Genomic DNA, 18,714 nt, shown 5'->3' with positions numbered 1-18,714 from the left:
GCAAACCGGCTCGCGAGCACTCGTTAGACCCGTGAGAAGAGCGGGTCAGTCCTATTCAGATATTCGGGGGTCGGTGCAGCAGCGGCAGTTCGCCCTTGGTCCGGGCGTCATCGACGAACTCGCGGATGGAGGCCACGCGCGGTCTGCGGTCGGAACCCGCTTGCGCGACGATCGCCATGCTGACGCAGAAGCCGGTGCAGCATTCGGTCTTCACAAGCTTCTTTGCATCGTCCGGAGACGACTTCTGATCGTCGTGCGAATGCCCGCCAATCTTCGTTTCATCGTGGTGATCGCCCGATTGCGCAATTTCGGTGTTTGACCAGCCGCCATGCATGGAGGCAGAGGCAGCCGGCAATGAGTAAGCCGTCAGCGACACGACGATCGCCAGACGGGCCAGAATCAGCATCTTTTGCAATGTGATCTGAAACATTCTCATTCCTCGAGGACTGCAAGTCAGGAGTTGTCAATCGTCAGGCGGTTGCCAAGGCACGCGCTCGCCGCGGCGGAGCGTGCCTTGCTGTCGCAGCCAAAACCGCGGCGTCAACCGACATGGCTGCAGCAGGATTTCTTGAAGGAGGCTCTGTACCCAGCCTCTTCGATCGCGGCGATGAAAGCCTCGGATGCGACTCCGGATTCGATGGAGGCGGTTTTCGCCTCCAGGTCGACGGCGACCCTGGCGTTCCGGTCGACGGTTTTGACGGCCTTCTCGATCGTGGCGACGCAGTGGCCGCAGGTCATGTCTTCTACGTTGAGGTGATACATCGAAAAGTCTCCTTTTATCTGACTTGACCGAATGTGGAGCTTCCAACGATGGCAAGGTCAAGGGCGTGCTCAAAAAATCTGACCGTGCACCCCTTGATGATGGTGGCCAGACCAGAACAGACGAGGCAAGATAGCAAAATCGGCGCAAATGCAGGCGATGGCAGGTAGCTCTATGCCCAAAAGCGGCCGTTAAACAGGTCCACAGCATGTCGCCAGCCGCTGCTCCAGAAGCGGCAAGGCGGCTTTCCGGTGAACTCGGAGCTGAGATCGGACACTCCAGCGTCCATTTCTAGCCACAAACTGGACAGTATCATTCGGTGCAACGCGTGCGTTGACGGCGGGAAATCACTTGTAGACAGTGAGGCAGGCGCGCGGCAGTTGCTCGTCGTTTCTGGCGAATTTTGAATTGTCGCACTGCCTTGGCGAAGGCGCGGCTTGCAAGTAATAGAGTCTTGCGATGCACGCGCTTGTTCAGTCTTTGTGCCCATGTCGGCACGCCTGCTAGCGGATTTAGGATGGACGGCTGCAAGAAGTGTGCAGCAACTGGGAACGGAGCAAATGACCACAAGCGTTTTGGCAGCAAGTGGCGGCGTGAAGCAAGTCATCTGCATCAATTGGGGCACAAAATATGGAGCCCCCTTTATTAACCGGCTGTACGCGATGGTTGCTCGCAACATCACGCCGCCTTTCACCTTCACCTGTTTTACCGACAGTCGCGCAGGCCTGAACCCCGCGATACTTTGCGAAGACTTGCCGCCACTCGACGTGGAGAGCATGCCGACCAACACGAGAGGCATATGGCCCAAGGCGCGGCTCTGGGGGCCGACCTTGGGAGGACTGAAGGGCCCGGTGCTTTTTCTCGATCTTGATCTCGTGATCGTGTCGTCGCTGGATGTTTTCTTCGATATAGGGGAGGCGGACGACATAATACTGGCGAGAAACCAAACCACACCCTTTGAGCGCCTCGGGCAAACCTCCCTCTTCCGCTTTCCGGTTGGAAAACTCGTGCCGCTGCAGGACAAGTTCCGGTCCGATCCACAGAGCGTGGCCGACGAGTACCGTTACGAACAGCGCTTCGTAAGCCGCAAGGCGCCTGGGGGGATAAAGTTCTTTCCTCGGAAATGGGTTCTCCATTTTCGCCAGGACTGCCGCTGGCCATTTCCGCTCAATTACTTCTTTGCGCCACGTCTGCCGCATGATGCACGTGTCGTGATTTTTCCGCGCGGTCTGCATCCACAGCACGCGGTAGAGGGCCGATTCGGAACTAAGGGTCCCCGCAAGACCGTGTTCGAACACATCGCGGGAGTCTTCGATGCGAAGCAAAGGAAGAACAAGGGACCGCTACAGTACTTGCGACATTACATCCGTCCGACGCCTTGGGTGGCGGAACACTGGCGCGAATAATCGTGCGGCCGCACTTAGGGTCTTACTGAAGGTCGAGCTTGGAACGAATTACCGAGGCGATGCGGCGCGTTTCATCGAGCGGTTCGTAGCTGTAGGGTTCGATCTTTCCCTCAAACGGCCGGGTCAGTTGCAAAGTTTCATGCAGGTCCCGGTGATAGCGCTCGAACTTGTCCAGCCGCGGACCCGCGACGTGGGTTAACTCGAGTGTAAAGACAGGCTTGCCCGTCGCCAGGGCCTCGCAGGGCATCGTGATCGAGTCCTTTGCAATGACGAACGCGTCAGCGGCTGCCATGTAGTCGAGGTAGGGGTTCTCGCTTCGCCTGTCCCAAACAGCGATGCTTTCGCTGTTCAGTGTCGACAGGGCTTGCTGAGTGTGGTCTTCAGATCTACGAGAGACTGATACAACGATGCGCCAGCCCTCTTTCTCCAATTGTTCGATTGCGCCCTTTATGTTTTGATGGGTTCTGTCGTCGTAAACATATGCGCCATTTGAGCCGCCTACGAAGACGGCGACTATCGGGCGGCCGTCCGGCGACAATCGTCTGCGGGCGGCATCCCTAAGAGGCGCGAGCCGCGCCCAGGTAATCTGATGCGGTACGCCGACCATCGAGTGATAGTTTGGGCGCCGGTTCAATTCATCGACCCAATCGTGACGAGAGACGAAAACGAGATCATACCCTTCGATGCGCGGACGTTGAAGGTGCACTGTTACAGGCTTGCCGCCATAGGCCGCTTTTATGTCGAGGACTGCCGGTTCAGCGCGGAAACCGCAGGAGACTACGAGCTCGGGACGCTGTTCCTTTTTGCGAAACAATCTGGGTTCGAACAATTTTCTCAAGCCGCGAGTCCGACTGATCAACTTGACCACTGGCTCACGATGGAATTGTTTTCCCACGCCAAGGCACTGCGTAAGCGTTCCCGCCTTGCTTTCTGCCACAGCCCACACGCAGCTCGTGTTGGACGTTTTCACCGTTGTGTCGTCGTTATCTTGCAAACTTTAGCTCCGATATGACGCTTGTTTTCCACCCGTTCCTCGCCTTGGCTTAGATTCAGTGGCCGAGATCGATCCCATTCTGGTCGACAAAATCGATCATGCTACGGTCTTCGATGGCGTTCGCTTCGATATACGTGATGGTGGAAGTGACTTTATTCCGGTATTTCTCTGCAGAACCGTCGAAAGACCAACCTCTGTCTGTCTTTTCCTTCAGCTCCTCGATCGATTTCGCATAATAGTGATTGAGCTGCAGGAACTCTGCGGAGTAAAATTCGGCAGCCTTCCGCTTTTTCTTTGGCACCACCATCCCCGCATCATTTGCGGTTTCGTCGCCGTAGGAACGTGTTTGGAAGTGATGCACGCCAACTTTCGTGACTTCGACCGGATCGACAATGCATTTGAAATTGCTTGCGTCGAGGTTCTGCTGCATGGGATCGGAGACCCGCATTTTGTAATTGAGGCATACAGGCCCTGCTGGTCGCGAGACATGACCGCTATGGCCGAACATATGCCAGGGTAAAGAGATGTTAGGAAATCCGCTGGCTCCTCGTAATGCCTCTTCTAACGTTCGACCTTTCTTGGGCAATAAGAATTCATCAACGTCGATGAAAGCCATACGCTCATATTTACCGCCGAAGTTTAGGATCGCATGGGCGAAAGCGATCGTCTGCCCGTTCAAGAACTCGCCACTTTTTTCATCCCGCATGCGCATTTTCCAAGGGACGACGGTCAGTTCTTGGCCGGTCAGCGACCGCTGAAGCAGCTCGACCGTTCCATCAGTCGAGCCGTCATCGTAGAGATGGAAATGTCGAACACCAACCGCTTGGTGAAAGCGCACCCACTCCGCAATGTAACTGGCTTCGTTTTTCACGCAGGCGACAATTGCGATGCCGTGTCGGTTCAACTCCCCTGACGGCGGTGTGAGAGCAAGTTCTCTCGTAAGATGCCGTTTAGTCTTCAGTCCAAACATCTACGCCCCTTGGTCCCTAAACATCGAACGGCTCTCCTTCGTGCCCTTCACCCCAGTCGGCGTAGAAGGGACTTTCCAAACCTTTGACCATGCACCTTCCGAACTAGCATGCCGGCTTTGATTTGGAATACATCACCTTTATAGAGGGAGAGAGCCGAACTTGGAATCCAAGCCTCGGTAGTATGGAGAAGTCGCGCGCCGAAAGCACGCTGAAGTTGGGATGAGTGAACATGGACTTTCCCGCCTCTGGAACCACGGAGAATTTGACGACAGCGGAGCAATGGCGTGCTTTGTTTTCGAGGTATTCACACGTTATCCTCGTGGCTAACAGCGATCAGGTTAACGTCAAGGAACTTCAGGCCGAATACCCGCCGACGGCCCTCTTTGTATTTTTCAATAAGGTCTACAAGGTTCTTGATGAACAGTTTTCCGGCCGCTCCTTGCTGATTTCACGCGCTCAACCGGGAGGCGCAAATATCGTCTACCGCCAAGAGGTCGCTGACGTCGTCAAGCTGTTCGCGCCGCAGGCATTCCTGGGCATCATGAACATTCGTCTGGCGGCGAGCGAGAGATTGAACACAAGCTCCGATTACTTGGGGACGCCCACAGGACATCTGGATTTGGCCGGCTTCTGCGCTGATTTTTACCCGCAGGCCAAAGTCCCCACAAGCGGCTTCGCCATCGCCCTATGGCTGGTCGACCAGGCGCTTCCGGCAAAGATCATCCTGGAGGGATTCTCGGCACAGCGCAGCGAAAAGTGGCGGGTGGTCGCTGTCCACGATTGGACTTTCGAGCAGGTCTTCTTGCGACTTTTCGAAAGAGTGGGCAAGTTGACGATGCGCGGTGGTATCGCCACAAACAGTTACGCATCGCTTGCTTCAAGGTTCCCGGAGTTGCCCGCTGCGGAAATCTCTTCGACGATCGCAGAAGTCTTGTCATCGCGTCTGAACCAGACCGATGCACAAGTAGACAAGTTGATATCTCTAACAAACGTGTTGCGGTCGACCGACGAATTTTTACGTCGGCTGAAGCCGAAGTTTTTGAAGAAAACGAAGGCGTAAATAGCATCGAATTGACGAGTACCGATTTTCTGGTGAGGACAAATGGGATCATGGATCTCCGACGCGCGTAAGCGCATATACCGGAATCTGAAGTACCGCATCATGCGGCCGGATCCACCGGCAGCACCCTTTCGGTTCAATAGCCCCGTCGTGGTTGTAGGATCCGCGCCTGTCTCCAATAGGCCGGCCGGATTCGACGAGAGCTTCAGGATCATTACCGTGAACGGCTCGCAATCGGTCATCGCCAAGTGGGGCGTTGATGCGCCGGATATTACCATGATGATGTTCAACCAGGTCGAAGGAACCACTGCGAACGCGATCGAGGTCAGGCGTGTGCTGAAAGGGCAGCGTACAGGGACGCTCTACGTATTTCTCTGGCGCAAGGACGATCGCGCGCGTCTGGAGGAAGGTTTGCGAGCGTTCGATTACAAATACGATCGACTGGAAATCGTCGATCGATACGAGCGGATGGCGTTGCTCGATCGTGTGGCTGACTTGCGCTCCCTCGAGATGGACGCAGATTCCAAGTGCTCGAACGGTATGAACGCGGTCCTTTTTGCCCTTTACAACGGAGCACCGGCCGTCATCGTCACGGGAATAAATCCGAACTCAAGCGGTCACGTCTATAATGCTACGGGTTTGACACGTCTTCATGTTCAAATGGACAAATTCCTCGTTTCCAAGCTGATCCGTGAGGGCCGCCCCATTTTCACGGCGGATCCGCCGGTTTCGGAAGAATTAGGCATTCCGTTGTGGAGCGGTTCAAACCGCTAGTACTTTGGATATTTGCCTGCGTCGTTTTGCTCACTCAACGCCTGCGTTAGAGAAATCAATGATTTCAAATCGTCCATTTTCACGTTCCTGCATCAAGATCGCGGTTCGCCTCCTCCTGGGTCGTTCCAGGGCCCATGTTCAGGATTGGTTTCCCGGACTCAAGCTCGAACTTGCAACCGGTGATCGAGACGGCACGATCCAGTATCGAGGCGAGTTGGTAGGACGTCTCACGAGCCCGTTGCGCGCCCTGGAAGAAAAGCCGGCGAATGTGCTTATCGTCGGCTCCGGCCCCTCCGTGGCACGATGCGATCTGACCCGTGCAGACGGGTCTTCCTGCCTTCTCTTGAACGGGGCGCTACACCTTTCTCCCAGCGTAATAGCAAAGCCTCTGGCGATAGCAATCGAAGACGAACGGTTCATATGGAGACACTTCGATCTCGTGAAGCGGATTCCTGCCGGATGCGTCTGTCTGCTGTCTGTGAGCGTCATAAGGGCGATCTGCGAGTTGGATCGCACATGGCTTCGAGACAGGCCGATCGTATTGATCGATAACGTGCGAAAGCCGTACGGGGTGGCACGTCGGGACACCGCGGACCTGCGTAAGCTGCCGTATGTGAGGCTGAGCGAGGACGGCGACGTCGGCTTTTCCGAAGACCCCTTTGCCGGCATTTTCCAGGCAGGCTCGGTCGCGGTTTCAGCCGCACAGTTTGCCGTTGCCTGGAGGCCCCGCTCGATCGGCTTCGTGGGGATCGATCTCAGTAATGCCGATGAGCCGAGATACTACGAAACAACCGATAAGGCCTATTCGGGAATCGTCGCGGCCCAAAAGCGGATTGTCGACCATCTCATCATGACACGGAGCATAGCCGCCGAAAACGGTATCGAGGTCGTAAACCACTCGCCTATCTCGGCCCTTGTCGGGATGGGGTTTGGCTACGACGCCACCTTTGCCAAAGCCGAGTAGGTTTTAGCTGGCATTGCGTTGGTTGACGTTAAGCGCTGAAGCTGTATTGCAGCACCACATCGGGGCGTGAGGCGGTTAGTTGGTCGCCGCCGCCCCGATGAAACTGGCTTATGGGTGTCGCGCCATTAAGCCGAGCGCTGCGTTACATGAAGAACACGATCACGTGTAGCGAACCATTCCTCGGCGTAGTCATCGTTCTTATACTCATCGAAGTAAGGCCCTCCATCTGTGAAATGGACAAGATTTGCATCCGGTGAATATTCGTACTCGTTTACGAGCCAATTCCAGCTTGCGGGCAGTTCGCCGATCAGGTCGTCGGAATCAAGCCATTTGAACTGATGCAATTCCAGCCCAGATGCAGTATTGACGTAATCCAAATCGAGCTTTCGGCACTTGACGTTATTGAACAGGATAACGCTCGACCAGTTCTTCTTTTCGTACTTGGTTTGGACCTGGCCCAGGAACTTCGTTTCGACTTTCGGAATGTAGTCGTGTTTTACGCACATCGCTGCATAGCGATCGTCTCTCAACTCCCACAACTGGGCGATGTCAGTCCGCATGAGCATGTCGCAGTCGGCGAAAAGCGACCAGCCCTCATAACGGCTTAGATAAGGCACCAGGAACCGCGAAAAGGAAAACTCGGTAGATTGGAGAGGATTCCGCTCGCGCGTAAAAATATTCTCGACATTGTTCAGGGATATGGGCGTGAACGTAACCGGGATGGAGCTCTTTTCCAGAATACTTTGGCAAAGAACATGGTAGGCGACGACTTCCTTGCTGTCGAAGCCGATGTAAATATGAGCACCTTGCGTCATTACACCTCCGAGTATGGGTAGGCTTCAAAACGTCGTTGGTCTGGCTTGATCCTCTAAGCGGCGAAACGATTTCAACTGACGTTTGATTTGCGTCTCAACCCATTACCAGGTGTAACCAAAAAAGGCGGCGGCGTGAAGCCTTGGGCAGCGGAACGATGTGGTTGGTTGTCCGTCGTCCACAGGAGGGCGTCTGGCAATTTCCGCGAACTTCGCCTAGTAGCTTTGTCGCTGGCCCGCGATATTGCCACCAATGCGGGCGAGGGCGATGGGGGAAGAATGCGCAGTCTGCTGGTTCGAAGACCGGATCTCTTATACGTTCTGATCGCCGGTTATTGCCTGCTGAGCGTCATCCTGAAAGTTCTTAGACCGGACTCGCTTGAGATAGACGAATCCGAGCAAGCACTACTCTCACAATATCTGCTGCTCGGATACGGAGCCCAGCCGCCCTTCTACAATTGGCTTCAATATGGAATTGTGGCCCTATTTGGTATCTCCGTCGCGTCGCTCGCCATTTTGAAAAACGGTCTTCTGTTCCTCTTCCTCCTACTCTACGGCCTTACGGCCCGCCTTCTCTCCAGCAGTCCGCTCGCTCCGGCGGTGGCGGTGCTGGGCGTCCTCACGCTTCCACCGGTTTTCCTGCTGTCACAGCGCGATTTATCCCACACCGTCGCCGCGCTATTTGCCGTTTCGCTGTTCCTTTACGGCTTTTTCCGTGCGCTAAAGAACCCACCAAAGGTTGGCCACTACTTGCTTGTCGGTGTTGCTGTGGGGCTCGGGGCGATTTCGAAATACAATTTCGTTATCTTGCCGCTGGCGGCACTGCTCGCCATCCTGCCAGAGGCAAAGCTGCGCAAATATCTGTTCGACTGGCGGGTGCTCGCCTCAGTTGCGGTTTGCGCAGTGATCGTTGCACCCCATGCCTACTGGGTCGTCAATAATCTCGGACATGCCACCGGTGTCACTGTCGCTGAGATGAAGGAGGGGGCAGACAGCGCGCTGCTGCCGCACGCGATCCAAGGCCTTGTTTCGCTCGCGGTTGCGGCCCTAAAGGGCGTCGCACTGACCCTTGCCGTCTTCGGATTGCTCTTCTACGCGGATGTTGGGAAAATCCTGTGCGCCGAGAGCCTATGGACGAGGGTCGTCGGCAGGATGATTGTCGCCTGCTTCCTCATGATAGCGTTTATCGTCGTAGCAATGGATGCGACCCACATCCGTGCGAAGTGGTTGGCGCTTTTTACTGCGCTTCTCCCACTTTATCTGACACTGAAAATCGATGCCGCCGGCCTGGATCCTGCCCGGCGCCTGCCCGCACTTTTTTCGATTTCGGGCATCCTCTCCGTCGGCGTCATCTTGATGCTTTGGGCAAGGGTCTTTGTCGGACCAATGATTGGCGATTATTCCTTCGCGCACACGCCTTACAACGGTTTTGCCCGCATGGTGCGCGCTGATCCGGGTCCGCCCCGGGTCGCCATCGTGGTCGACGACAGGATCGTGGCGGGTAATCTCAGGATTCAGTTTCCCGATACCCCGATCATCCTGACCGGATTCTCTCAGGAGGCGGAGAGACACCTTCCCCCCGGTCGAATTTTGGCGGCCTGGTCGGCAGAAGGTAAGAGGCGAGCGGAGATTCCTCCGCGCATTACGGGCCTACTGCAACTCATGCCCGTCAGGATCGCCGACGCCAAGCCGGCGATCGTCTCAGTTCCTTACAACGCCGGGCGCCCGGGCGACACATACACTTTTGCCTATATTTGGGCGGACTTCCACTGAGCCGGGTTGGCGCCGATCGCGCCGCCCATGTTGCGAATGATGTCTTCTCTGTCGCGAATGAAAGGGAGGCCGATATGCTCAGAGAGTTCCAGCTCCGTCGTGAAGACATTTCCTCGATCTCTCAAACGCCTTAGAACGAAGGTGTCTTCGGCAATCTGCCGGCGAATTCCGCCCTTATCGTCGTAAGAATGGCCCATCTTGGTGACTGAGAACCCGGCAAGCGTCACGGACGGCACTCCCATGAAAAGTGCGTAGCACAGGGCGGCAACTCCATTCGTCACCTTGCCGACTTCTCCGATATCAGACGGAAGCCCGCCGCTCACCACGTTGACGATCGCTTCTCGCTCAGCTTTGGTGGCGCGCATCAGGCTCTTGTAGCGAACCTGCGGCATTGCCAGAAGTTTCAGGTACATCACCCAGATAGACTTCGTATGAAGCCATAGAAGGCCTCTCGTCCTTACATAGGGATGCTCTTCCCACGATTTCTTGCGCTTTCGAAACGTCAAATCGGCGGGTGGGAGACCCAGTGCATTGGCCGTCTTGCCAGCGTTATTGACGTCAACGCGTGCGCAATGTCCAATCAGGTCCGGCGGAATCGTGGGGGACGGCGCGGAACCGAGAATCAGCCACGGCTTGTCGACAATGCCGAGTCGTGAGAGCCAGCGGCGGTGCTTTTCTCGCAGTTTTTCAAGCGCTTCAGGTTCAATCGTCATCGCGAAATTCCATTGAACAGCTAGCCAGGCGAGAGTCACTTAAGGGACTTACATCTTTTGTCTCGCACAAGACAGGCTACGTGTCCATTCGCCGTCGGTCTTCGATTGGAAGGGGAGCCGGTATTGCAATTTTCTCAATTCTTCTGTCGATCACGCTTCAGAAAGTGTGAAATACTCGCAAATCGCACAATTTAGCCATCTTGATTTGATTTCGAAGACTTCAACGGTAAGCGACGCCTTTAAAGCGGTCGTCGACAATTTCGGACAGTCAACAAATGAACGTGGTTGTAAATGACCCAATACTGGTGTCGATCAGTCGTACGATCGCCACTGCCGCCCACGGAATCAATGCGCTGGCTGCCTGTCTAGAGGATGATGCGGTCTTGCGCGGCAGTTTTGTCGATGCAGTCGAACTCGTCGCCTCCAAGCGTGGCCGGGTCGTTGTCGCGGGTGTTGGCAAGAGCGGGCACATCGGACGCAAGATCGCCGCGACGCTAGCTTCTACCGGTACGTCCGCCTATTTCGTACATCCGACGGAAGCAAGTCACGGCGATCTCGGCATGATCACCGCCGAGGATTTGCTCATCCTCCTTTCATGGTCCGGTGAGACGGTCGAACTCGGGAACGTGCTCACTTACGCCAAGCGCTTCAATGTCCCGGTCATTTCCGTCACGTCGAATGCCGACAGCACAATCGCTCGCAACTCCACGATCCCAGTGATTCTGCCGAAAGTGCCGGAGGCATGCCCACATGGTCTAGCTCCGACCACGTCTGCAATACTGCAGTTGGCGGTGGGGGATGCTTTTGCAATAGCCTTGCTTGAGCGGAGGGGGTTTTCGGCCGAGGACTTCAAGACGTTTCATCCGGGCGGCAAGCTCGGTTCGCAGTTGCTGCTCGCCCATGAACTGGCCCATTCGGGTGAGGCTGTGCCACTTTTGCCGATCGGCAGTCCGATGAGCGAAGCAGTCATTCAGATGTCCTGCAAGGGTTTCGGGGTCGTCGGCGTCGTTGGTGGCGACGGTGAGCTTGTCGGTGTCATTACCGACGGCGATTTGCGGCGCCACATGTCACAAAATCTTTTGCTCCTCACCGTCGAGACCGTGATGTCGCACATGCCTCGCGTGATTACGCCTGGAATGCTGGCCAGTGCAGCCATGGAAATGATGCAATCGCAAAAGATCACGGTGCTGTTTCTGGTCGATGACGTTGGCCGGCCGTCGGGCATCTTGCACGTCCACGATCTTCTGCGTGCCGGCGTGGCCTAAGTCAAATGGTGCCGCCCGGAGATGGTTGACGAGCCCGCCTCCGAGGAGAGCACACCGTAAGATCTAAGGTGGACTTAAAACGCCGCTTTGGCTTTGGCAGTCCATCACGGAAATGGGAACGCGTTTGGCAGTGATTCACCGAGACTTCGACTATCGCCCGGACCTGGACGGTTTGCGAGCTGTGGCGATCTTGCCTGTGCTCCTCTTTCACGCAGGCTTCAGTTCGTTCTCAGGCGGGTTCGTCGGGGTCGACGTCTTTTTTGTCTTGTCCGGGTTTTTCATGGCGAGGATCATCCTCACCGACCTCGAGCGTGGCAGCTTCAGCTTTGCGTCGTTCTACCTTCGGCGGATGAGGCGCATCTTCCCGGCATTGTTCTCGATGATCGCCGTTTCGGCCGTTGCGGCATGGTTTTTGCTCATGCCGCAGGAGTTTCGGTATTTCGGCGATAGCGTACAAGCCGCTGCCTTATTTATATCGAACATTCTGTTCCGAAGCGAGAGCGGTTATTTCGATCTCTCCTCAGAGATGAAGCCATTGCTTCATACCTGGTCTCTGTCTGTGGAAGAGCAGTTTTACCTGATTTTTCCCGTCGCGGTTTTTCTAGCCTTCAAATTTGCACGTGGGCACATTCGCGCAATCGTGTTGGCGGTTGCGCTCTTGTCCTTCGGGGCAAGCACTTGGGGGATTGTGCACTCGCCGGAAAAAGCATTCTACTTGCTGCATTTTCGCGTTTGGGAGTTGCTGATCGGAGTCCTTGTTGCCATTGCGCCGATCTCGGATTATGGGCACCGCGGCTCACAGGCATTGGCGGCACTCGGACTTCTGGCAGTTCTCCTGGCCGTTTTCCTCTATTCTCCTGATACGCCCTTTCCCGGTATTTATGCCGCAGTGCCCTGCCTCGGTACGGCCCTTGTGATCCACGCACACTGTCGAGGCGGAGCGATAGGGCGCTTACTGGGTAATCCCGTTTCGGTCTTCATCGGACGCATCTCATACTCTCTCTACCTCTGGCATTGGCCCATAATCGTGTACTTGCGCTATGGCCTTGGTCACGAACTGACAACCGGATGGGCGCTGACCGCCGTGGCAATGTCCTTCGCGCTCGCCTTCATTTCATGGAGGTTCGTCGAGCAGCCCGCGCGGTATGGCGTGCTGGCATCCTCGCGTGTCGCGATCGTCGGCGTGAGTAGCGCTGCTATTTCTTTTGCGGTCGCCTTCGGTTTCATTGTCAATGATTTGGAAGGCATTCCCCAAAGGTTGCCCGAAAAGGCCCGAACGCTTTACCAAGCCACCTATGATGAGAGCCCCTTCTCCTCTAAACGGTGTTTCACTGATTCAAATGGAGAAGGTCTGACCCCGGTTCAGATAAGGAGAGGGGAGATCTGTCGGGTCGGAGTCGAGACTGCAGGCGAGCCGCGGTTTCTCGTGTGGGGAGATTCTCATGCCGCTGCGATCGCTCCTGCGATAGATCTTGCCGCTCGCCAATTGGGTATATCGGGCATGTTCGTTGGGCGTGGATCGTGCCCGCCCTTGCCAGATACGGATTTCGCTCCTCCGGGGGCGGTCAAGAGATGCGTCGATCACAATTCCGCAGTGATGTCGCTAATCGAGAAGAGAAAGTTCGCCTTTGTTTTCATGGTGGGCTATTGGCCCAAGTACGTCCACCGAGAAGAGCTTCCGGGTCAGGGCATCTTCTTTGACCCTGGCGTCGCACCCTCCCGGACCGATTGGTCGATTCCGGTCAGGAAGGGACTTGATGCGACTTTGACCAAGCTCGCTGGGCAGGGATCGAAGGCGATTCTGGTGATGGATGTACCGGAGATGGGATTCGACGTTCCCGAGGCCCTCGCACGAGCGGCCGCGTCTGGACGCTCGCTCGATATAGCTCCTTCTGTTGAATACACCAACAGGCGCCAAGCCTTGGCCCGGCGGGTCTTGGCGGATGCGGCCAAGTTGAGCGGAGCCTTGGTTGTCGATCCGATGAGCGAAATCTGCGACGCCTCCAGGTGTCATGTTATGCGAAAAGGCACCGTTCTTTATAAGGACGGAGATCACCTGTCGGCGAAAGGTGCGGAAAGTCTCTCAGCACTCTTCCGACCCGTGTTGAGCATGATGCGAGAGAGCGTCCAGGCTGCGAGTCGCTGAGCGGGCGGCGGCCGGTACTCGTCCACACGTGAGACAGTTCTCCGTCCAAGAATATTGCGCCGCGTTCAATCTTATACTTCGTATATTGTAAATCCGAATTGCCACTGACAAGCGCCGCTGTTAATCTCCGGTCAAGGTGTAGTCACCGGGGGGCGGAAGTTTGCATTTCGAAGATGACGGATTGCGGGTCGCGACCCTTGAGTTTCTGGTGAAAGTCCTTGCAACACAACGGCTCAGGGACGATCCCGATGCGGACCTCAAGCAGGGCGTACTCAGCGCATTTGAACGTATACCGCTGCAATTCGTCTGCAGTGAAGTGGAACGGGCCGAGATCAGAGCAAAGATGCATGCCGAGGCAAATGCAATTCTGAACTGGGCGGTGGAGGGGCGGACGACCACGATCTCGCCGATTGCGGTTAGGCCGCTATCTGCCTCGCATTACCGCCAATGGCGATAGTTCGGAACGCGCGCGCCGCTGTGATTGACCGCTCGCCGTAGTAGCGCCTGGTCGAACGGGGGACCGCCTATAGCGGCTGCTCAGCCATAGCGCGTTTCAGGAAAAGACCGTATTTCTCCGCGCCCGTTGATGCCGGATGTCCCTGCGATACGCCACCGCTCAGCACCGCGGCTGCCGCGGCATCGAGGTCCGTGTGCGGATGCACAAGCGTTATCAGAGGAGAGTATCGTTCAAGCCATTGATTCTTGTGGGTCTTAACATCGAACAGGAGAGAAGGAACGTTACAGAGGAGACTGAAGATCGCCATATGATATCGGCCACCAATGTGAAGTCGGCAAGTTGAAATTGTCTCGGCAGCACGTTCAATGCTTGCTGTCTCAGCAAAGATGCCGCCACGGTCGATGATCTCTGCCTCATATGGAGAGAATCGTTCAACTGCGTGCGTAAGAACAACAGGCCGAAGCTTCCACGCCTCGCAAGCCTTCAGTGCAGCTTTTAGAATTTCGACGTCTTCTTCGGCATTGTTTCTGGCGCCGGTGGTTATCAGGCAACCATCGCGATCCGCGACGGGCGCCGGCGATATCCGAAGAAATGCAGCATCCGCCAGAAATTCGATCCCGTAATACTCCGCCGAGATTTCGTCGCGTGCGGCCACATGGCCGAGTTCGCGAAAGAGCCCTTTGAGATAGTCCGATCGTTCGCCTTCGTAGATAGGTATCGTTCCGTTCAATACAGCAAATGGCTTCCCTAGCTTCCTGGCGGTAAGAATAGGCGTGAAGAAGGTTGCAAGCCCTTCTGCCGTTGTCCTGTGGTCCAACGATCCCTCTGGCTGAAGGATCACGAAATCGGCGGCCGTTATATGGTCAACAGCGTCTTCGCCATATGCAGTGGAAAGTCGGGTCTCAATGTCCGAGAGTTCATATCCTCCCGCGGATGTGGACTTCGGGAACTCCTTTCTGAAGGCTGCGAAGTTGAAACCGATGGACGTAATCTCAGCCGCGGGGAACGCATCTAGAATTTGTTGCTTGAGACCCTGGCTGGTCAGCCTGCATCCGATATTGACCCTGAAGTCTGTATCGTTGAACAGAGCAATCTTGATTTTCGAGCCAGACACTTCTTGCTGTCGGCAGGAGCTTGCGAGCTCGTCAACGAAGCTCTCGTAATGCCGCCAAAAGCCGGATGGATCGCCTGTCGATATATGCTCCCGGCAAATCGTGCGGGCGTCCGAGTACCTTTTGTCTGCCACGAGAAATCCTACAGCGCGCCTCGCTCTGGAAACGTCTGCCCCGCGTCCTGTAGCTGCCAGCACCAAGTGCCTTGCAGCCCTGTCAGGATTCGAATTCCTCAGTTTTTTAGCGAACCGCCAATGTATGGCGGACTTCATCCCCTCGAACAAATTCTCGTGCTTTCGATCAGGTTCAGGATAACGGCTCCTGTATAAGTGCACAAATTTCAGTCTGACATCAAGAAATTGCGGAAGGGCCTTCGAAGTCTCGCTCACACGAAGCCGAAGCCTCGCCCGCACGGAAAACATTGAAAAGGAAGTCATGGCAGAGCGGGTGGCTTCCGACCTCGTTAGCACTGAAAGCCTGTGAAGTTGCAGAAGGGAGGCGGCTGGGAGGCTGAGCCGTAGGGCTCTGCCAGAACAAGGTGCCCATGACTGGTCAAAGCGGTCACAAGGCACTATAGAGACCCGGGGACGGCGCCAGTACACGGGCACGCATGCGTGATTGCGGGGACGGGACTATTTGAACGTTAAGGATCGAAAAGAGCGCGAAGTTGATACCGAAACGATCGCTGGGATCCTAAGGCGCGTCATTGCCGAAAACGGCCGCGACCATATCCGCGGATATGCCTTTGCCATTGCCTGCCTGATGGTCGTGGCTGCAACGACGGCTTTCACGGCGTGGGTCAGTGAAACTGTGATCAACGAAGCCTTCGCCAACAAGCGCGGCGACGTCGTTCTATTCGTCTGCTTCTCGATATTTGCTGCCTTTGTGCTGAGAGGCCTGGCGACTTATGGGCAAGCCGTGGCTTTATCGAAAATTGGCAACAGCATTGTCGCAAGCTATAAGCGCCGGCTTTATACGCATCTGATGGCGTTGAGCATTGGCTTTTTCCAGGAAAAGCGCTCCGCGCACCTCACCGCCAAGATTAACCAGAACATCTCCGGCATCCGCGACGTGCTCAACATGACAGTTACGTCGGTCGCCCGCGATGTCCTGACTCTGGTCGGTCTTGTCGGCGTGATGATAAGCAAGGACTGGCTGCTCTCGCTCATCACCTTCTTGGGAGCGCCTCCGTTGCTCCTCGGGCTTCGGTACATTTCGAGGCGGCTGCGTCTGGCGACGCGCGAAGCGGTCGAGGCCAACAGTCGCGTGCTAGGCGCGATGCAGGAAACCATCCAGGGCATTTCCATCGTCAAAGCCTTCACGATGGAGGACGAGTTGGGCCGCAAGGTCGAAGGGATCATAAAGGGCGCGGAGAACCGCGCCAACCGCATCGCGCGCTTAAGCGAACGGACGGCGCCGTTGACGGAGACCTTTGCGGGCCTGGCGATTTCGGGCGTGCTTGCCTATGCGGCCTTCCGCACCATCTACAGCAACGTGGCCCCGGGTGCCTTGTTCGCCTTTGTAACGGCGCTTCTCCTGGCATACGACCCGGTGCGCCGCTTGGCTCGCCTGCAGGTCTCCCTAGAGCGCGCTGCCGTCAACGCCCGCATGCTTTACGAAATTCTGGATACAGTTCCGCATCAACGGGACCTGCCCGGGGCGAGTCGACTAGCCATCACCGAAGCGACCGTCGAGTTTCGCCACGTGCGGTTCTCATATGGGGATGGCGAGGAGGTGCTTAAGGGAGTTAGTTTCCTGGCGGAAGGTGGCAAGACTACCGCGCTCGTTGGGCCTTCTGGAGCCGGCAAATCGACGATCATCAGCCTCATTCCACGCTTCTACGATCCACAATCGGGTGTGATCCTGATCGACGGGCAAGACATAGCCGCTGTTACCAAGCAGTCTCTGCGCAACGGGCTCGCCTATGTCTCACAACAAGCTTACCTCTTTGAAGGTTCTATCCGCGATAACATCCGCTACGGCCGGCCCGAAGCAACGGACGCGCAAGTAGAGGAAGCGGCCCGGCTTGCCTATGCGCATGATTTCATACTCGCGCAGCCACAGGGGTACGATACACCTGTGGGCGAACAGGGTATGACGCTATCCGGCGGCCAGCGCCAGCGTCTCTCGATCGCGCGAGCGCTCGTCCGCAACGCGCCCATTCTGCTTTTGGACGAGGCTACCTCGGCTCTTGATACGGAGTCGGAAGCAACTGTCCAGAAGGCACTAGATCAAGCGATGAGCGGCCGCACCGTCATTGTGATCGCTCACCGGCTTTCCACCGTCGTTAATGCCGACAAGATTGTCGTGATGAACGAGGGGCTGGTCGTCGAGGAGGGGACGCACGAGGAACTCGCGCGCCGTCCGGACGGCGTTTACGCTCGCCTCCACAACATTCAAGGTGGCTTTTTGGAATTGACTGCAGGAGCCGATGCCACTTAGCTGGTGCTCGAGGCCCTACAGGCGAGCAAGGTGGATGAGCCACTGACACAGTCGGCAATCCGCCTGGGTCAGCCCGCTTCCTCATTGCGCATCGTCCTTAGGAATTAGCTTGATCGTCGAGTATTGAACTTGAACTGGGTGGGACCGACGCACGGGAGTGCAGGTGCAGTGCGGAAAACCCTTGATCCCACCCGCCGGGACTTGCTGGAGCCGAGATCGTGCATAGGATCCAGATACGGGAGGCATCTCGTCAGTTTGCTGCTGTCTTCGCCTTCGATGACAGGCGGTTTTGACGTTTCCGGCTAAGGAGTGGCCAGGCAGTGATTATATCCCATCGCCATAAGTTCATTTTCATCCACGTACCGAAAACCGCCGGCAGCACGGTTTCTGCCTATCTTGCTCGCGAATTCGGACCATGGGATCTGCAACTTGGGTCCTGGAAGGATGCACTCGGGAATGGAGCCAAAGCGAATCGGCTGGCGCTGATTGCTATGTTCTGTCACCTGTCTCCACTTAAGATCGCTCAAACCCTCATCCGCAACCACAGTGTCGATTCCTTGGCCGGTGTCGCTCTCAGCCGGCGTTTTGCAGGCAGGCTCGCGGATCATTCGAGCGCAAGCGAAATCGAGGCCTTCGATCCCTCTGCCTGGAAACAGTATTTCAAATTCTGCTTCGTACGAAACCCGTTCGAGAGGGCTGTTTCTCTTTACAATTGGCATTACAGGAAGGTCGATACCCGGCCGAGCTTCTCGCAAATGCTCTGCTTGATCGAAGCAGGTGCAGCCGAGAAAGAGCGTATTAATTGGAAGTCGTGGCAGCTCTACACCAAGAACGACGAAGTTGTTGTTGATTTCGTAGGTCGACAGGAGCGCCTCTCAGAAGATCTACGCAACGTATGCGACAGAATCGGGCTGCCTTTTGATGAACGATTCCTGACCAGAGCGAAGGCGAACCCAAGGAGGCCGGATATTCGCAGTTATTATAAACCCGGCGACCGGGAACGCGTCGAACGGCTATTCGGCGCGGAGATCGAACGTTTCAAGTATCGTTTCCCCGATTAGGTTT

Annotated in this window: 17 protein-coding genes; 10 read left to right on the top strand and 7 right to left on the bottom strand. The window is 56.0% G+C overall.

What is annotated here, in order from left to right; all coding sequences use genetic code 11:
• Nucleotides 1–55: 55 nt before the first annotated feature.
• Nucleotides 56–436: a hypothetical protein gene (locus tag FB009_RS29475; RefSeq protein WP_028053649.1), complete on the bottom strand. Its 381-nt coding sequence runs from the start codon at nt 434–436 to the stop codon at nt 56–58.
• Nucleotides 437–540: 104 nt separating this feature from the next.
• Nucleotides 541–762 carry a heavy-metal-associated domain-containing protein gene (locus tag FB009_RS29470; protein ID WP_101777342.1) on the bottom strand — a complete coding sequence of 74 codons (222 nt, stop codon included), beginning with the start codon at nt 760–762 and terminating at the stop codon, nt 541–543.
• 558 nt (nt 763–1,320) lie between these two features.
• Here FB009_RS29470 and FB009_RS29465 point away from each other — a divergent pair.
• Nucleotides 1,321–2,166, top strand: a complete 846-nt coding sequence (locus FB009_RS29465; RefSeq protein ID WP_012061933.1) for a hypothetical protein — start codon at nt 1,321–1,323, stop codon at nt 2,164–2,166.
• 22 nt (nt 2,167–2,188) lie between these two features.
• On the opposite strand, the gene FB009_RS29460 is transcribed toward FB009_RS29465, so the two are convergent.
• Both FB009_RS29460 and FB009_RS29455 read right to left on the bottom strand, forming a co-directional pair.
• Nucleotides 2,189–3,160 (bottom strand): mitochondrial fission ELM1 family protein, encoded by a 972-nt coding sequence (locus FB009_RS29460; protein ID WP_101792795.1) that lies wholly within the window; start codon nt 3,158–3,160, stop codon nt 2,189–2,191.
• A gap of 55 nt (nt 3,161–3,215) precedes the next feature.
• The gene (locus tag FB009_RS29455) at nt 3,216–4,130 is read right to left on the bottom strand and encodes a glycosyltransferase family 92 protein (RefSeq protein ID WP_101804827.1); all 915 of its coding nucleotides are present in this window, start codon (nt 4,128–4,130) and stop codon (nt 3,216–3,218) included.
• Nucleotides 4,131–4,360: 230 nt separating this feature from the next.
• On the opposite strand from FB009_RS29455, the gene FB009_RS29445 reads away from it, so the two are divergent.
• The 3 genes from FB009_RS29445 to FB009_RS29435 are packed head-to-tail and all read left to right on the top strand — an operon-like array spanning nt 4,361 to nt 6,929.
• A complete protein-coding gene (locus FB009_RS29445) occupies nt 4,361–5,191 on the top strand; it encodes a 3-deoxy-manno-octulosonate cytidylyltransferase (protein WP_102045299.1) in 831 nt (276 codons plus the stop codon).
• A 42-nt stretch (nt 5,192–5,233) separates the two neighbouring features.
• Nucleotides 5,234–5,965, top strand: a complete 732-nt coding sequence (locus FB009_RS29440) for a membrane-anchored protein (RefSeq protein WP_101804825.1) — start codon at nt 5,234–5,236, stop codon at nt 5,963–5,965.
• Between the two features lie 58 nt (nt 5,966–6,023).
• The gene (locus FB009_RS29435; protein WP_101804824.1) at nt 6,024–6,929 is read left to right on the top strand and encodes a glycosyl transferase; all 906 of its coding nucleotides are present in this window, start codon (nt 6,024–6,026) and stop codon (nt 6,927–6,929) included.
• 125 nt (nt 6,930–7,054) lie between these two features.
• Here the strand turns inward: FB009_RS29435 and FB009_RS29430 are convergent, their stop codons facing one another.
• Nucleotides 7,055–7,744: a glycosyltransferase family protein gene (locus tag FB009_RS29430; RefSeq protein WP_101804823.1), complete on the bottom strand. Its 690-nt coding sequence runs from the start codon at nt 7,742–7,744 to the stop codon at nt 7,055–7,057.
• 132 nt (nt 7,745–7,876) lie between these two features.
• Between FB009_RS29430 and FB009_RS29425 the strand changes: the two genes are divergently transcribed.
• Entirely contained in the window at nt 7,877–9,514 is a 1,638-nt protein-coding gene (locus FB009_RS29425) for an ArnT family glycosyltransferase (protein WP_162304041.1), read from the top strand.
• Here the strand turns inward: FB009_RS29425 and FB009_RS29420 are convergent.
• Complete coding sequence (locus FB009_RS29420; protein WP_127581640.1) at nt 9,490–10,227, bottom strand: hypothetical protein; 738 nt, start codon at nt 10,225–10,227, stop codon at nt 9,490–9,492. The genes FB009_RS29425 and FB009_RS29420 overlap by 25 nt on opposite strands.
• 275 nt (nt 10,228–10,502) lie before the next feature.
• Between FB009_RS29420 and FB009_RS29415 the strand changes: the two genes are divergently transcribed.
• From FB009_RS29415 to FB009_RS29405, 3 genes are all read left to right on the top strand, one after another.
• A complete protein-coding gene (locus FB009_RS29415; RefSeq protein WP_101777335.1) occupies nt 10,503–11,492 on the top strand; it encodes a KpsF/GutQ family sugar-phosphate isomerase in 990 nt (329 codons plus the stop codon).
• Between the two features lie 112 nt (nt 11,493–11,604).
• Nucleotides 11,605–13,638 carry an acyltransferase family protein gene (locus FB009_RS29410; RefSeq protein ID WP_101804821.1) on the top strand — a complete coding sequence of 678 codons (2,034 nt, stop codon included), beginning with the start codon at nt 11,605–11,607 and terminating at the stop codon, nt 13,636–13,638.
• A 160-nt stretch (nt 13,639–13,798) separates the two neighbouring features.
• Nucleotides 13,799–14,095: a hypothetical protein gene (locus FB009_RS29405; RefSeq protein ID WP_012061922.1), complete on the top strand. Its 297-nt coding sequence runs from the start codon at nt 13,799–13,801 to the stop codon at nt 14,093–14,095.
• A gap of 67 nt (nt 14,096–14,162) precedes the next feature.
• Here FB009_RS29405 and FB009_RS29400 read toward each other — a convergent pair whose 3' ends face one another.
• Entirely contained in the window at nt 14,163–15,491 is a 1,329-nt protein-coding gene (locus tag FB009_RS29400) for a polysaccharide pyruvyl transferase family protein (protein ID WP_162304040.1), read from the bottom strand.
• A gap of 352 nt (nt 15,492–15,843) precedes the next feature.
• On the opposite strand from FB009_RS29400, the gene FB009_RS29395 reads away from it, so the two are divergent.
• Both FB009_RS29395 and FB009_RS29390 read left to right on the top strand, forming a co-directional pair.
• On the top strand, nt 15,844–17,649 hold the full coding sequence (locus tag FB009_RS29395; protein WP_101804819.1) for an ABC transporter ATP-binding protein: 1,806 nt from the start codon (nt 15,844–15,846) through the stop codon (nt 17,647–17,649).
• 320 nt (nt 17,650–17,969) lie between these two features.
• Nucleotides 17,970–18,710: a sulfotransferase family 2 domain-containing protein gene (locus tag FB009_RS29390; RefSeq protein WP_028053636.1), complete on the top strand. Its 741-nt coding sequence runs from the start codon at nt 17,970–17,972 to the stop codon at nt 18,708–18,710.
• Nucleotides 18,711–18,714 lie beyond the last annotated feature (4 nt).

It is taken from the genome of Sinorhizobium medicae (assembly GCF_007827695.1).
GTDB classification, from domain to species: domain Bacteria; phylum Pseudomonadota; class Alphaproteobacteria; order Rhizobiales; family Rhizobiaceae; genus Sinorhizobium; species Sinorhizobium medicae.
The sequence above is the reverse complement of the archived record's forward strand: the minus strand, read 5'-3'. Positions and strand labels throughout refer to the sequence as shown.